The following is a 15,414-nucleotide window of genomic DNA, read 5'->3' on the forward strand; positions in this document are numbered from 1 at the left end:
TATCAGTTAACGGTTGCTTTATGAAAGAAGATTGTTTGAAATAAAGCAAGCATGGTTAAATTAATGTTAGACTGAAACAGCATAAAAATTTTATCCTTGGAGTATCGCAATGAGCGACAAAATTATTCATCTATCTGATGGAGATTTTAATACAAAAGCCCTAGGGGCAGCAAAGCCAGTATTAGTTGATTTTTGGGCAGAATGGTGTGGCCCTTGTAAAATGATTGCTCCCATTTTAGACGAAATTGCTGATGAATATGCAGCTAAATTGATTATTGGAAAATTGAATGTTGACGATAATCCTGAAACAGCGACTAAATATGGTATTCGTAGCATTCCTACTTTAGCACTTTTTAAAGACGGTGAGCTGATTAATAAGCAAGTTGGTCTTTTGTCTAAAACTCAATTAAAAGAATTTTTAGACAAAAATATCTAATTTCCCGTAAAATATTAACAACAGACGTTTAGTAGGCTAATATTTTTCTCAATTTGCTATTAGACGTTTGCTTTTTATACAATTCATAGCTAGACACCTGCTTTGAAGCATGGTAATTTAGCGTCACTACTTAATATGATACGCGTTTATATCTTAATGTGTACATATTGAATATGTTATTGTATAGACATATTTGTTATCTCTGGATAATCTATATCCTACAATGGTTTGAATCCCATTGACTCTCATAGAAATAATTCTTTTAGACAGACATGTTCCATTTGTTATTTGCTTGGTGCTGTTGTGTAGGGCCTAAGAAGTAAAAAGTGAGATTTTCTCATCAACTTTGAGATGAATTCTTATAGTCTTATTCTGTCTTTGCTGTATAAAGAGTGTTATCTAAGGTAGTAAATTAACAAATTACTGCGACTACATGAATTTATATCCTAATGAAATTGATATATTCATCAAGAATCGTTAAGGTTTTTGTGTTTTTATTTAAATAGGCACTTAGAGATTGCTATACTATTTATTGTTCATAGTTCAAAAAATATACCCCGAGTTTAAGAACCCACCATTATGAATCTTACCGAATTAAAAAATACGCCGGTATCTGAATTGATTACTCTTGGCGAAAGTATGGGGCTAGAGAACCTAGCCCGCATGAGAAAACAGGATATTATTTTCTCGATTTTGAAGCAGCATGCGAAAAGTGGAGAGGATATTTTTGGTGATGGCGTGCTAGAAATTTTGCAGGATGGATTTGGATTCCTTCGTTCTGCTGACAGCTCTTATCTAGCAGGTCCTGATGATATTTATGTTTCTCCTAGTCAGATTCGTCGCTTTAATCTACGAACAGGAGATACCATATCAGGAAAAATTCGTCCTCCTAAGGAAGGCGAACGCTATTTTGCCCTACTAAAAGTTAATGAAGTCAATTTTGATAAACCTGAAAACGCCCGTAGTAAAATCCTGTTTGAAAACCTAACACCGCTGCATGCTAATAACCGTCTACGTATGGAGCGAGGCAATGGTTCAACAGAAGATTTGACTGCTCGTGTTCTGGATTTGGCCGCACCGATTGGGCGTGGGCAGCGTGGTTTAATTGTTGCTCCACCAAAAGCAGGTAAAACCATGTTATTGCAGAATATTGCAGCTAATATTGCCAATAATTATCCGGACTGTGTTTTGATGGTGTTGCTAATTGATGAGCGACCAGAAGAAGTGACCGAAATGCAACGCCTGGTTAAAGGTGAGGTCATTGCATCAACCTTTGATGAACCTGCATCTCGTCATGTTCAGGTTGCTGAAATGGTAATAGAAAAAGCTAAGCGCTTAGTTGAACACAAAAAAGATGTCATCATTCTTTTAGATTCGATTACGCGTCTTGCTCGTGCTTACAACACAGTGGTTCCTTCCTCTGGAAAAGTATTGACTGGTGGGGTGGATGCAAATGCTTTACACCGTCCGAAACGTTTTTTTGGTGCTGCACGTAATGTAGAAGAAGGTGGAAGCCTAACGATAATTGCTACAGCATTAGTTGATACCGGTTCCAAAATGGATGAAGTAATCTACGAGGAGTTTAAAGGCACCGGCAATATGGAGCTACATTTGTCGCGGAAAATAGCGGAAAAACGTGTTTTCCCGGCGATTGATTATAATCGTTCTGGTACTCGTAAGGAAGAATTATTGACCTTACCGGATGAGTTACAGAAGATGTGGATATTGCGTAAAATTATTCATCCTATGGGTGAAATTGATGCAATGGAATTTTTAATTAATAAATTAGCAATGACGAAAACGAACGATGAATTTTTCGATTTTATGAAGCGTTCTTAAATTGCTGTTTGTTTAATGAGTTATTGAAAAGCGCCACTTTTATGTGGCGTTTTATTTTGTGCGTTTTTGTTATCCAATAGCATCTGTTTTGGTATAGATTTTGCTTACTAATAAGCAATGCAAGATGATGGAAATGTTTCGTTATTGTTACATATACGCTAACTTAAAGTACACTTATAGTCTATACATGGAAATGGGTGCAGTGGATGATTTCTAAAAAAATTATAAGAGAGTAAATATTGTGCACACACTAAATTTACTAATCGACGTTTTTTGGGTTTTCTTGTTTTCTCTGATTTTCATATTTATTGCGAGAAAAGTGGCAAAAAGATTTGGTCTAGTAGATGAACCTAATCATCGAAAAAAACACCAAGGAGAAATTCCTTTGGTTGGTGGTATTGCGGTTTTTTTTGGTATCGGTTTGGCATTCATGATTACGCCCGAATATATTCCTCATAAATGGTTGTATTTGATTTGTGCTGGGGCTTTGGTATTTGTTGGAGTATTGGATGATCGCTTTGATATTAGTGTTAAAATTCGAGCAACTATTCAAGCTATTGTTGCGTTGGTCATGATTTATTTTGCTGGTCTAACGTTAGATAACTTAGGTTATGCTTTTGGGCCATGGCATGTAACGTTGGGGCCTTTAAGCTATTTAATGACATTATTTGCTGTTTGGGGCACAGTCAATGCTTTTAACATGGTTGATGGTATTGATGGTCTGCTTGGTGGGCTTTCTTGTGTCTCCTTTGCTGCATTAGGCATTTTGCTTTATCAAAATGGCAATATGGCATTAGCTTTTTGGTGTTTTGCTGTTATTGCTGCCATTCTCCCTTATATATTCCTGAATTTAGGTTTATTAGGAAAGCGTTATAAAGTGTTTATGGGGGATGCGGGTAGTACATTAATTGGTTTTACTATTCTTTGGTTGCTGTTGATGTCGACACAAGGTGAGCAACCGTCGATTAAACCAGTGACTGCCCTTTGGATTATTGCTATTCCTCTGATGGATATGATTGCCATTATGTATCGGCGTCTAAGTAAAGGAATGAGTCCTTTTTCACCAGATAGACAACATATTCATCATTTAATTATGCGTTCAGGTTTTACCTCAAGTCAGGCTTTTATTTTGATTACAGTGTCGGCAGCTATTTTAGCAGCGGTAGGTATGATCGGTGAACGTTCAAATTTTATTCCTGAATGGGTGATGTTGGCATTATTTTTGCTTATATTTGCTATCTATGGCTACTGTATTAAACGTGCTTGGAAAGTGGCGCGTTTTGTGAAACGTGTTAAACGTCGGATGCAACGTATAGCAAAATAAATAAACAAATGTTTAAAGGAGTTTCATACCAGTGACAAAATCAGAAACACAACCCAAACCTAATTCTCACTCACAGTCTCTTGAATATGAGCTAGATATTAGAAGTTTATTTTGTGCGCTATGGCAGGGAAAAATATGGATTATCTCTTTAGCATTTATTTTTGCAGCTGTTGCATTGATCGTTTCTTACATGATGCAACAAAAATGGAGTGCTAATGCTGTCACTGATTTACCTACAATTAGTAATTTAGGTGCATATTATTCCCAGCAGCAATTTTTGCGAAATTTGGATTCGCATATTAATGAAACACAGGATAATCAGTTGCCAACAATTTCGAATCAGGTTTATCAAGAATTTACTACTCAAGTAGGTTCTTATGATACCCGGCGAGAGTTTTGGTTAAATAGTGATTACTATAAAACCCGCATGGAAGGAAATGCTAAGGCTGATGCTGCATTACTTGATGAATTAATTGATGATATTCAATTCACTCCCCAAGATGATAATAAGATACTTCATGATAATGTAAAATTAGTTGCTGAAACGGCTACTGATGCAAACCGGTTACTACGTGAATATATTTCTTTTGCCAACAAACGAGCTAGTTTTAATCTTAATGAACAGATTAAAGGCGCGTGGGGAGCAAAGGCACAGTCTTTAAAAGCATTAATTAAACGCCAGGAAATGGTCGCAAAGGCAAATTATGAACGGCGTTTAAATAACCTACAGCAATCGTTCAAAGTTGCGCAAAAGCAAGGTATTTCACGTAACAAAGTTGATGTCCCCATCGATCAGCTGCCTGATTCAGAAATGTTTCTATTAGGTACTTCATTATTACAAGCACAAATTGAGACATTACAGGCAACAGGGCCTAATTATGATGAAAGCTATGATCAAAATATAGCGATGTTAACGACATTAAATGTAGAACCCGCTCTTGAGAATAATTTTCAAACTTATCGCTATTTAAGAACACCAGAAGATCCCGTTAAACGTGATAGCCCTCGTCGAGCATTAATGATGGTCATTTGGGGAATGATTGGTGCCTTAAGTGGAATAGGTATTGTGTTGTTAAGGCGTAATACCTAATTATTTGCTAAACATATAGCAATAGAGGACTTCAACAAACTATTGATATGTTGAAGGTAAAATCATTATTGATGATACATCTCATTCGTAGATGAGGTTAAAATAAAAAGAGAGTCACTGTGAAAGTGTTGACTGTGTTTGGTACTCGTCCTGAAGCCATAAAAATGGCTCCACTGGTACATGCTTTGACAAACGATAAGGCTTTTGAGTCGAAAGTTTGCGTAACTGCTCAACATAGAGAAATGTTGGATCAGGTATTGCATCTTTTTGAGATAACACCTGATTATGATTTAGATATTATGACACCGGGACAAGATTTAACGGATATTACCTGTCGTATTCTTGAAGGAATGAAACCCGTATTGTTATCTTTTAAACCCGATGTGGTATTGGTTCATGGTGATACTGCTACCACGATGGCAACCAGCCTGGCTGCTTTTTATCAGCGTATTCTGGTTGGTCATGTTGAAGCAGGATTGCGTACTGGTAACTTATATTCTCCCTGGCCGGAAGAAGCCAATCGTAAAATTGCCAGCCATCTGGCAACGTATCACTTTGCGCCTACCGAGTATTCACGAAAAAATTTACAGCATGAATCGATCTCTGCTAATCGTATTTTTGTTACTGGTAACACTGTAATCGATGCGTTGTTTTGGGTGCGTGATAAAGTTATCAATGATGCCACAATACGAACAAGCCTTGCCGCGCAATACCCTTTTCTTGACCAAAATAAAAAGATGCTACTGGTTACAGGGCATAGGCGGGAAAGTTTTGGTAGCGGATTTGAACGTATTTGTCATGCATTAGCTGAAATTGCCAAAAATCATGCTGATGTTCAAGTTGTCTATCCGGTTCATCTTAATCCTAATGTCAGTGAACCAGTGCAACGCATTTTGCAGGGTATTAATAATATAAACCTGATTGATCCACAGGATTATTTACCTTTTATTTATTTAATGAATAACGCTTATTTGATCCTGACAGATTCAGGGGGTATTCAAGAAGAGGGGCCAGCTTTAGGTAAGCCAGTATTAGTGATGCGTGATACTACTGAGCGACCTGAAGCGGTTGAAGCTGGTACGGTACGTTTAGTGGGTACGCAAACAGAAAATATTGTTCAAGCGGTAACACAATTACTTACGGATTACCATGCTTATCAGAAAATGAGCCGGGCGCATAATCCTTATGGTGATGGTAAAGCATGCCAGCGAATTCTTGAAGGGTTGAAGACAAATCAGGTGACATTATGAGTTTTGAAACTATTTCTGTTATTGGTTTAGGTTATATCGGTTTACCGACTGCTGCCGCTTTCGCTGCTCGGCAGAAAAAAGTAATTGGGGTTGATGTTAATCAACATGCGGTCGATACGATTAATCAAGGTAAAATTCATATTGTTGAACCCGATTTAGATAAAACGGTAAAAACAGCCGTAGAAGCTGGCTATTTAAAAGCGTTTACTACACCGCAAAGGGCAGATGCGTTTTTAATTGCGGTTCCTACACCGTTTAAAGATGATCATCAGCCTGATCTCTCTTATGTCATGGCAGCGGCAGAATCAATAGCGCCATTATTGAAAAAAGGCGATTTGATTATTCTAGAGTCTACCTCGCCAACTGGAGCGACTGAGCAAATGGCACAGCGGCTAGCAGCTATGCGAGCTGATCTGACATTTCCACAGCAACAGGGTGAAAACTCAGATATTGATATTGCTTATTGCCCTGAGCGGGTTTTACCGGGCAAAGTCATGGTTGAGCTGATCAAAAATGATCGGGTAATCGGCGGCATGACGATGAAATCATCCCAACGGGCCAGTGAGTTATATCGTATTTTCCTTACCGGTGAATGTGTGATCACCAATGCCAAAACGGCAGAAATGTGTAAATTGACAGAAAATAGTTTTCGCGATGTAAATATTGCTTTTGCCAATGAACTCTCTTTTATTTGCGCAGAACAAGGGATTAATGTTTGGGAGTTGATTAATTTGGCCAATCGTCACCCGCGGGTCAATATTTTACAGCCAGGTCCAGGTGTTGGAGGCCATTGTATTGCCGTCGATCCTTGGTTCATTGTTGCTCAGAATCCAAAGCAATCTCGTTTGATCCAGACAGCCCGTTTGGTTAATGACAGCAAGCCAATTTGGGTGGTCGATCAGGTCAAGACAGTATTAGCTGATTGTTTAACCGAAACAGGCAAACGGGCAAATGAAATTAAAATTGCCTGCTTCGGTTTAGCCTTTAAACAGGATATTGATGATTTACGAGAAAGCCCCGCTATGCAAATCACTAAAATGATTGCAGATTGGCATACTGGTACCACTTATGTAGTAGAACCTAATATTAATGAATTGCCAAATGTACTGAAAGGTCTTTGTCAATTGGTCTCTACTGAAGTTGCCGTTGCTAATGCAGATATTATTTTGTTACTGGTTGATCATAAACAATTTAAGGCGATTAAGGGTGAACAAATCCGACAAAAATGGGTAGTTGATACCAAAGGAGTTTGGCGTTGAAACGTATTTTAATTACTGGTGGGGCTGGATTTATTGGTTCGGCAGTTGTTCGTTATATCATTGAGCATACTAACGATAGTGTGCTAGTGGTTGATAATTTGACTTATGCTGGTAATCTGGAATCGTTAGCGTCAGTGAGAGAAAGTCCTCGCTATGCTTTTGCCCAAATAAATATTTGTGATCGATCGGCAATTGATGAAATTTTTCAGCGATATCAACCTGATGCCATTATGCATTTAGCGGCAGAAAGTCATGTTGATCGCTCAATCGATGGGCCAGCCGCCTTTATCGAAACCAATATTGTCGGTACTTATCTTTTATTGGAGGCTGCTCGCCATTATTGGAATCATTTGAACCCGCAGAAAAAACAGTCATTTCGTTTCCATCATATTTCTACCGATGAAGTTTATGGCGATCTGCATACCACTGAGGGGCTATTTACCGAAACAACCCCTTATGCACCGAGTAGCCCTTACTCAGCTTCGAAGGCTTCCAGTGACCATTTAGTTAGAGCCTGGCAGTGTACTTATGGCTTACCGACCTTGGTGACCAATTGCTCAAATAATTATGGCCCTTATCACTTTCCTGAAAAATTAATTCCTTTGATGATCTTGAACGCCATAGTTGGTAAATCATTGCCTGTTTATGGTCAAGGTGAACAGATACGTGATTGGCTGTATGTTGAAGATCATGCCCGTGCATTACACTTAGTCATTAGTCAAGCCGATGCAGGTAAAACTTATAATATTGGTAGCCATAATGAACGTAAAAATATTGATGTAGTAAAGACAATTTGCTGCTTGCTGGAAGAGTTACGTCCGGTTAAGCCTGAAGGCGTGACTCACTATTGTGATTTAATTACCTATGTCGCGGATCGTCCAGGCCATGATGTCCGTTATGCCATTGATGCTAGCAAGATAGAACAAGAGTTAGGATGGAAGCCACAAGAGACCTTTGAATCAGGTATTCGTAAAACCGTTGAATGGTATTTGAACAATGAAACCTGGTGGCGCCATGTGCAAGACGGTTCATATGCAGGTGAACGTCTAGGCATCGCGACAAAATAGGAAACGAGGAGAGGTGATGAAAGGCATTGTTTTGGCTGGTGGCTCAGGAACCCGTTTGTACCCTATTACACGAGGAGTTTCTAAACAACTGTTACCTATTTATGATAAGCCGATGATTTACTATCCGCTTTCGGTACTGATGTTGGCAGGTATTCGAGAAATATTGATTATTTCCACGCCTGAAGATCTGCCTAATTATCAACGGTTACTTGGCGATGGTGATGCCTTCGGTGTTCATTTCAGTTATGCCGCACAACCTTCGCCGGACGGATTAGCGAAGGCGTTTTTGATCGGTGAAAGTTTTATAGGTGATGATGCTTGCTGTTTGATATTAGGTGACAATATTTATTTTGGGCAGGCTTTTAGCGATAAATTGAAATCTGTGGTGGCTCGTCAGTCGGGAGCAACAATTTTTGCGTATCAGGTGATGGATCCTGAACGTTTTGGCGTAGTTGAATTTGATGAAAAGTTCAAAGTACTGTCTATTGAAGAAAAACCTCAGCAACCTAAATCTAACTGGGCGGTTACTGGCCTTTATTTTTATGATAATCAAGTAATTGACTTTGCTAAAAAAATTAAACCTTCGCTACGTGGAGAACTTGAGATCACCTGTCTGAATCAAATGTATCTTGAGCGTGGAGAACTAAATGTTGAGCTGTTAGGCCGCGGATTTGCCTGGTTAGATACTGGCACCCATGACAGTTTGATTGAAGCGAGTATGTTTGTGCAAACCGTTGAGAAAAGGCAGGGATTTAAAATCGCTTGTCTGGAAGAAATAGCATGGCGTAACGGTTGGTTGACGGATGAACAGGTTAGAAAATCAGCGGAAAAACTGGCGAAAACCGGTTATGGGCAATATTTACAGGATTTGCTGCATGTCTATCCACGCCAATATTGAAATACTCAGTTGGGAAAGTGCTTTCTTTAAGCGTAAAACGGCCAAGTTACATTTTGCATCCGATGCGCCAATTGTCTCATTAGATCAACTAGCTGACTACGATATTGTGCAAGCTAAAATTGCTACCGCTGATACTAAACTGATTGATGCAATATTGGCGATGGGTTTTTGGCTGGTAGAAAGTGAAATCGATTTTTGTCTAAATATTGCTAGTAGGGCAAAAAAGCATAGTTTAGATCTAGCTGTGGCGACGGAACAGGATATTGAAATATTGAAAAGTATTGCGGCTAAGGCTTTTTCATATAGTCGTTTTCGCCCGCCCTGGTATCGATTAACAGATAATGCCCGTTTTTATTCTGTTTGGCTTGAAAAAGCAGTTAAGGGTACTTTTGATGATCTTTGTTTATTAGTTAATGATAAGCAAGGAAATATTCAAGGCTTTGTCACCATAAGGAAACTGCCAACTGAAAAAGAGGCGCGTATTGGTTTATTAGCCACCGCTCCAGCCCATCAGGGCAAAGGGGTTGGTAAACAATTACTAGCAGCCGCCTGTCAATGGTGTGAGCAGCAAGGGGTAGAGCGATTAAGGATAGCGACTCAAATCAGCAATATTTTTGCTATGCGTCTCTATTCACAAATGGGTGCACAAATTGAAAGCACAGCTTATTGGTTATATCGAGGACGACATGATCCCATTTAATAAACCACCGGTTATTGGTACTGAATTAAGTTACATGCAAGAAGCCATGCAGAGTGGCAAATTATGTGGTGATGGGCACTTTACTCAGCGTTGTGAAGAGTGGATGGAAAAGCATTTCCACTGTCTGAAAGTGCTGTTGACACCTTCTTGTACCGCCTCTTTGGAAATGTCGGCGATTTTGCTTGATATTAAACCTGGCGATGAAGTCATTATGCCAAGTTTTACCTTTGTTTCTACTGCTAATGCTTTTGTGCTAAGGGGCGCAACGATTGTCTTTATCGATATACGGGCTGATACCATGAATATGGATGAGACTAAAATTGAAGCGGCGATCACGGCCAAAACTCGCGCTATTGTCCCTGTTCACTATGCTGGTGTGGCTTGTGAGATGGATACCATTATGGCATTGGCAGAAAAACACCATCTCTATGTTGTTGAAGACGCGGCTCAAGGTGTTATGTCCACTTATAAGGGGAAAGCGCTTGGAACGATAGGGCATATTGGTTGTTATAGTTTTCATGAAACAAAAAATTACTCTTCCGGTGGTGAGGGGGGAGCGATACTGATTAATGAACCGTCACTTATCGAGCGAGCAGAAATTGTGCGGGAAAAAGGCACGGATCGTAGTCAATTTTTCCGTGGCCAAGTTGATAAATATACTTGGCGAGACATTGGTTCTAGTTACTTAATGTCAGATCTACAAGCGGCTTATTTATGGGCGCAATTGGAGCAAGCGAATAAAATTAATCAGCGTAGGCTAGCGTTATGGAAAAACTATTATCAGGCGCTTAAACCTTTCGCTGAAGTAGGTAAATTAGATTTGGCGGTTATACCGGCAGATCTAGAACATAATGCCCATATGTTCTATATCAAATTAAAAGATATTGAACAAAGAACCGCGTTTAATAAGCATATGCAAGCAGCAAATATTTTGTCAGTATTTCATTATGTTGCTTTACACTCTAGTTCAGCAGGTCATAAATTTGGCCGTTTTCATGGTGATGATTGTTATACGACGAAGGAAAGTGATCATTTAGTTCGTTTACCGATGTTTTATAATCTTACCGATGAAGAGCAGCAACAAGTGATCAATCAAATCCAATGTTTTTTTGCTTAATATGTCATTAGCTAAAGCGTCTGTTTGGACAGCTATTTCAACCTTAATAAAAATTGGGGCAGGGTTAGTTGTTATCAAATTATTGGCAGTCACTTTTGGTCCGAGTGGTGTTGGTCAGGTGGGAAATTTCCGTCAACTAATTACTGTACTTGGTGTTTTATCTGGTGCAGGGATCTTCAATGGCGTAACTAAATATGTCGCTGAATATCATCAGACACCAACAAAACTAGGTGCTGTATTAGGTACCTCATCATTAATTATTTTGGGTTTTTCAACCCTATTAGCGTTTATTTTTTTACTATTTAGCTCATTTATCAGTCTGGCGCTATTTGGTCATACCCATTATCAAATGGTTATTTGTGCCTTAGGATTGATACAAATGGGGATCGCTTATGCGAATTACTTTTTGGCGATACTAAAAGGTTACCGTGATGCGAAAGGTAATGCACTATCGATTATCGTTGGTAGCTTAGCAGGCGTGATTGCTTACTATTTTTGTTTTAGATTAAATGGTTATCAAGGGGCGCTAATAGGATTGGCTTTAGTTCCTGCATTAATTGTTGTACCAGCCGCGATCATGATCTTACGTCATAAACAGCTGAATTGGTCATATTTTAAACCAAGGTGGAATAGTACCATTGGTCATCACTTAGCTAAATTCACCTTAATGGCGTTAATAACCTCAGTCACGTTGCCGGTTGCTTATATTATGATGAGAAATTTATTGGTTGAGCGTTATAGTTGGGATGAAGTGGGCATTTGGCAGGCAGTGAGTAGTATTTCAGATGCCTATTTACAGTTTATTACCGCATCTTTTACCGTTTATTTATTACCAACTTTAGCTAAATTGCAGCATAGAGATGAGATTAGTGCAGAAATTTTTAAAGCTTTGAAGTTTGTTTTACCGGCGGTTGCGTTAGCCAGTTTTACCGTATGGCTATTACGAGATCTGGCAATTTGGCTGCTTTTTTCCGATAAGTTTATTGCAATGCGCGATCTCTTTGCTTGGCAGTTGATTGGTGATGTATTGAAAGTAGGCGCTTATGTATTTGGTTATTTAGTTATTGCTAAGGCCGCATTACGGTTTTACATTTTAACGGAGGTGACTCAATTTGCGCTGTTAACAGGGTTTGCTTATTGGTTAATACCAGCTTACGGCGCGTTAGGTGCTGCCCAGGCTTATATGGCAACTTATATTGTTTATTTTATGCTTTGTAGTGGCATATTCTATCTTTACCGCAGGCGCACATGAAAATCTTAATCCATGTATTAGGCTCTGATATCCCACATCATAACCAGACAGTGTTAGCATTTTTTAATGATGTTTTATTTTCGTCAATACCATCACCAGAAAAAAGACAGTTTATGGTTGTTAGCCGTCACCTCACTCTAGCATCACGCTATCCACGACTACACATTAACCAATTTGATAATAAAAAAGCGATTGCTAAAGTTATCGCTATACAAGCAAAAGCAGATAGAAATTGCCAATTCTTTTTTCATGGTCAATTTAATGTATCAATTTGGTTGGCATTATTGTTTGGCAAGATCCGTCGACAACAATTTTTATGGCATATTTGGGGAGCTGATCTCTATGAAGACTCAGCTGCATTGAAATTTAAATTATTTTATTATTTTCGGCGTCTGGCATTTAAACGGGTAGTGCATGTTTTTGCTACCCGAGGGGACTTAAATTATTTTTCTCAGTTAAATCCAGCTATACCAACATCACTACTCTATTTTCCAACCAAAATGGATCCAGCCTTAACCGTCTATGAAAAATCGATTAATCAAACGGATAAAGTGACAATTTTGGTTGGTAACTCAGGTGATAAATCCAATCGACATATTGAAGCGTTGCAGGCTATTAAAAAGCAGTTTGCTTTTCAGCCGGTCGAAATTTTTGTTCCTATGGGATATCCCGCTAATAATCAAGTATATATTGCCGAAGTTGCCCAAGCGGCCGAAAATTATTTTCCTAATGGAGAAGTGACAATTATTAAGGAAAAAATGGCTTTTGATGATTATCTCACTTTACTGCGTTGTTGTGATTTAGGTTACTTTATTTTCAAACGACAGCAAGGTATAGGCACATTGTGCTTATTAATTCAGTTTGGCATTCCTTTTATTATTAGCCGGCAAAATTACTTTTGGCAGGATCTTATTGAGCAGTCTGTACCTTTTCTATTTTATGATGATCAATTAGATGAACGGCAACTGGGTACCCTGCGACAGAAAATGATGTTAACGGATAGAAGCCAAATAGCTTTTTTCAACCCTAATTTTATTAAAGGATGGCAAGCTGCATTAACATCGATAGGAGAGCAGTAATGACTATGATGGAATTTGGTGGCCTATCGATTGTCTATTTTATCTCTCTGATATTAATTTTGGCACTAACATATCGTGAATTTCGACGAGTACGCTTCAATTTTAATATCTTTTTCTCTCTACTTTATTTATTAACATTCTACTTTGGTTTTCCATTAACGGGATTACTTGTTTTTCAATTTGATGTTAATGTGGTATCAACCAATGCATTATTGAATGAGCTGCTATCATCCATCAGTTTTTATATTGTTTATTATATCGCTTACAAAACCCGCTTGCGAACGGGTGTCCAACAATCTGAACAGTCGTTATTCACTATGAATGGGCTAGAAACGCGGCTAACTTGTCTCTTGTTGATGCTCATTGCTATAGTGACAGTAGCAATATTTTTCTTACAAAATGGTTTTTTACTGTTTCGTTTACAGTCTTATAGTCAGATTTTTTCTAGTGAAGTTTCAAGTGTAGCGTTAAAACGTTTTTTTTATTTTTTCATTCCGGCAATGTTAATTGTCTATTTTTTAAAGCCGACCCAGTACCGCTGGTTATTTTTTCTCTTTAGCACAGTTGCTTTTGGGGTACTCACTTATCTGGTTGTCGGTGGAACACGGGCTAATATTATTATCGCCTTTGCGCTTTTCCTATTTATCGGTATCGTCCGTGGCTGGATTAATTTATGGATGCTAATTATCGCTGGTGTTATTAGCATTATTGGTATGTTTTGGTTAGCATTAAAGCGTTATGGATTAGATGTTAGTGGTGCGGAAGCTTTTTATACTTTTCTCTATTTAACCCGTGATACCTTTTCGCCATGGGAAAATTTGGCTCTGTTACTTGATAACTATGACAAAATCGAATTCCAAGGATTAGCGCCTATTGTACGTGATTTTTATGTTTTTATTCCCACTTGGTTATGGCCTGAACGACCTGATACGGTATTGAATTCAGCCAATTATTTTACCTGGCAAGTGCTTGATAATCACTCTGGTTTAGCTATATCGCCCACATTAATTGGTTCTTTAGTGGTTATGGGTGGGGTTATTTTTATTCCTATCGGTGCAATTGGCGTTGGCTTGATTATTAAATGGTTTGATTGGCTTTATGAAAAAAGTAAGATTGAAATTAATCATTATAAAGCCGTTATTCTGCAAGTTTTCTGTTTTGGCGCTATTTTTAATATTATTGTCCTGGTTCGTGAAGGGGTAGACTCTTTCGTATCGCGGGTGGTGTTTTTTGGCTTGGTATTTGTGCTTTGTTTGTTTGTTGCCAAACTGGTTTATTGGTTATTTGCCAAAGCTGGTTTAATTCGCATATATACCACGAATGATTGTAAAAAATAAGCTAAATAATAGCTTACTGGAGTAATGTATGAAGCAACAAGTGATCCCGAAATATGATATTCGAGGTCATCTTATTTGGGGTTTTCATGATATAACCCATTTCCTTAATTACCTATTTTCAGATCAAGAAGTTAAGCATGGAACATTGGTGGCTATCAATGCGGAAAAAGTCCTAACTGCAGAGCAAGACTGTGATTTAAATGCGTTGCTAGCTGAAGCAGAATATCTCTATGCTGATGGAATCAGTATTGTCAGAGCGATTCGTCGTAAATACCCACAAGCAAAAGTTTCACGTATTGCGGGTGCTGATTTGTGGGAAGCATTGATGGCAATTGCAGGTCAAAAAGCTGTACCTATGTTTCTGCTTGGTGGAAAAGCGGAAATTCTTAAACAGACTGAAAATAAGCTTCGTACTCAGTGGCAGGTGAATATTGTTGGTAGCCAGGACGGTTATTTTAAGCCGGAACAACGTGAAATATTATTTGAGCGCATCAAGGCTAGTGGAGCAAAAATTGTTACGGTAGCAATGGGTTCACCAAGGCAAGAAATTTTTATCCGGGATTGCCGGCAAGTATATCCAGATGCACTTTATATGGGAATAGGTGGTACTTACGATGTTTTTACCGGACATGTAAAACGAGCACCTAAATTATGGCAACAATTAGGATTGGAATGGTTATATAGATTGCTTTCTCAACCGAGTCGTATCAAACGACAGATAAAATTATTACGCTTTCTGGGTTACTATTATAGTGGCAAGCTGTAG

Annotated in this window: 14 protein-coding genes; all 14 read left to right on the forward strand. The window is 38.5% G+C overall.

Annotated elements, in window-relative coordinates:
* Positions 1–109: 109 nt before the first annotated feature.
* The 14 genes from trxA (at position 110) to wecG (ending at position 15,414) form a co-directional block, all read left to right on the forward strand.
* Positions 110–436 carry a thioredoxin TrxA gene (gene trxA / locus V3224_RS15285; RefSeq protein ID WP_032114322.1) on the forward strand — a complete coding sequence of 109 codons (327 nt, stop codon included), beginning with the start codon at positions 110–112 and terminating at the stop codon, positions 434–436.
* 579 nt (positions 437–1,015) lie between these two features.
* Positions 1,016–2,275, forward strand: a complete 1,260-nt coding sequence (gene rho / locus V3224_RS15290) for a transcription termination factor Rho (protein WP_026822640.1) — start codon at positions 1,016–1,018, stop codon at positions 2,273–2,275.
* Positions 2,276–2,516: 241 nt separating this feature from the next.
* Entirely contained in the window at positions 2,517–3,599 is a 1,083-nt protein-coding gene (wecA, locus tag V3224_RS15295; protein ID WP_334471525.1) for a UDP-N-acetylglucosamine--undecaprenyl-phosphate N-acetylglucosaminephosphotransferase, read from the forward strand.
* A 31-nt stretch (positions 3,600–3,630) separates the two neighbouring features.
* Complete coding sequence (gene wzzE, locus V3224_RS15300) at positions 3,631–4,689, forward strand: ECA polysaccharide chain length modulation protein (RefSeq protein ID WP_334471527.1); 1,059 nt, start codon at positions 3,631–3,633, stop codon at positions 4,687–4,689.
* 119 nt (positions 4,690–4,808) lie between these two features.
* The gene (wecB, locus tag V3224_RS15305) at positions 4,809–5,939 is read left to right on the forward strand and encodes a non-hydrolyzing UDP-N-acetylglucosamine 2-epimerase (RefSeq protein WP_334471529.1); all 1,131 of its coding nucleotides are present in this window, start codon (positions 4,809–4,811) and stop codon (positions 5,937–5,939) included.
* Positions 5,936–7,198: a UDP-N-acetyl-D-mannosamine dehydrogenase gene (wecC, locus tag V3224_RS15310; RefSeq protein WP_334471531.1), complete on the forward strand. Its 1,263-nt coding sequence runs from the start codon at positions 5,936–5,938 to the stop codon at positions 7,196–7,198. The genes wecB and wecC overlap by 4 nt, the downstream gene beginning before the upstream one ends.
* Complete coding sequence (rfbB, locus tag V3224_RS15315; protein WP_334471533.1) at positions 7,189–8,265, forward strand: dTDP-glucose 4,6-dehydratase; 1,077 nt, start codon at positions 7,189–7,191, stop codon at positions 8,263–8,265. The genes wecC and rfbB overlap by 10 nt, the downstream gene beginning before the upstream one ends.
* 16 nt (positions 8,266–8,281) lie before the next feature.
* On the forward strand, positions 8,282–9,163 hold the full coding sequence (rfbA, locus tag V3224_RS15320; protein ID WP_334471535.1) for a glucose-1-phosphate thymidylyltransferase RfbA: 882 nt from the start codon (positions 8,282–8,284) through the stop codon (positions 9,161–9,163).
* Complete coding sequence (gene rffC / locus V3224_RS15325) at positions 9,141–9,863, forward strand: dTDP-4-amino-4,6-dideoxy-D-galactose acyltransferase (protein ID WP_032114329.1); 723 nt, start codon at positions 9,141–9,143, stop codon at positions 9,861–9,863. The genes rfbA and rffC overlap by 23 nt, the downstream gene beginning before the upstream one ends.
* Positions 9,850–10,980 (forward strand): dTDP-4-amino-4,6-dideoxygalactose transaminase, encoded by a 1,131-nt coding sequence (gene rffA, locus V3224_RS15330; RefSeq protein WP_334472045.1) that lies wholly within the window; start codon positions 9,850–9,852, stop codon positions 10,978–10,980. The genes rffC and rffA overlap by 14 nt, the downstream gene beginning before the upstream one ends.
* 1 nt (position 10,981) lies before the next feature.
* Positions 10,982–12,232, forward strand: a complete 1,251-nt coding sequence (gene wzxE / locus V3224_RS15335) for a lipid III flippase WzxE (RefSeq protein WP_334471539.1) — start codon at positions 10,982–10,984, stop codon at positions 12,230–12,232.
* Positions 12,229–13,311: a TDP-N-acetylfucosamine:lipid II N-acetylfucosaminyltransferase gene (locus V3224_RS15340; RefSeq protein ID WP_334471541.1), complete on the forward strand. Its 1,083-nt coding sequence runs from the start codon at positions 12,229–12,231 to the stop codon at positions 13,309–13,311. Before wzxE ends, V3224_RS15340 begins: the two co-directional genes overlap by 4 nt.
* Positions 13,311–14,648: an ECA oligosaccharide polymerase gene (gene wzyE, locus V3224_RS15345; RefSeq protein ID WP_334471543.1), complete on the forward strand. Its 1,338-nt coding sequence runs from the start codon at positions 13,311–13,313 to the stop codon at positions 14,646–14,648. The genes V3224_RS15340 and wzyE overlap by 1 nt, the downstream gene beginning before the upstream one ends.
* Before the next feature lie 28 nt (positions 14,649–14,676).
* Positions 14,677–15,414, forward strand: coding sequence for a lipopolysaccharide N-acetylmannosaminouronosyltransferase (gene wecG / locus V3224_RS15350; protein WP_334471545.1), 738 nt, complete (start codon positions 14,677–14,679; stop codon positions 15,412–15,414).

This window comes from Arsenophonus sp. PmNCSU2021_1 (assembly GCF_036919435.1).
Taxonomy (GTDB): Bacteria; Pseudomonadota; Gammaproteobacteria; order Enterobacterales; family Enterobacteriaceae; genus Arsenophonus; species Arsenophonus nilaparvatae.

Coding starts and splice junctions, on each gene's coding strand:
- rffA (WP_334472045.1), top strand. CDS start 9,850: ATGATCCCATTTAATAAACCACCGGTTATTGGTACTGAATTAAGTTAC.
- wzyE (WP_334471543.1), top strand. CDS start 13,311: ATGACTATGATGGAATTTGGTGGCCTATCGATTGTCTATTTTATCTCT.
- rfbA (WP_334471535.1), top strand. CDS start 8,282: ATGAAAGGCATTGTTTTGGCTGGTGGCTCAGGAACCCGTTTGTACCCT.
- wecC (WP_334471531.1), top strand. CDS start 5,936: ATGAGTTTTGAAACTATTTCTGTTATTGGTTTAGGTTATATCGGTTTA.
- wzxE (WP_334471539.1), top strand. CDS start 10,982: ATGTCATTAGCTAAAGCGTCTGTTTGGACAGCTATTTCAACCTTAATA.
- V3224_RS15340 (WP_334471541.1), top strand. CDS start 12,229: ATGAAAATCTTAATCCATGTATTAGGCTCTGATATCCCACATCATAAC.
- wecG (WP_334471545.1), top strand. CDS start 14,677: ATGAAGCAACAAGTGATCCCGAAATATGATATTCGAGGTCATCTTATT.
- rho (WP_026822640.1), top strand. CDS start 1,016: ATGAATCTTACCGAATTAAAAAATACGCCGGTATCTGAATTGATTACT.
- rffC (WP_032114329.1), top strand. CDS start 9,141: ATGTCTATCCACGCCAATATTGAAATACTCAGTTGGGAAAGTGCTTTC.
- trxA (WP_032114322.1), top strand. CDS start 110: ATGAGCGACAAAATTATTCATCTATCTGATGGAGATTTTAATACAAAA.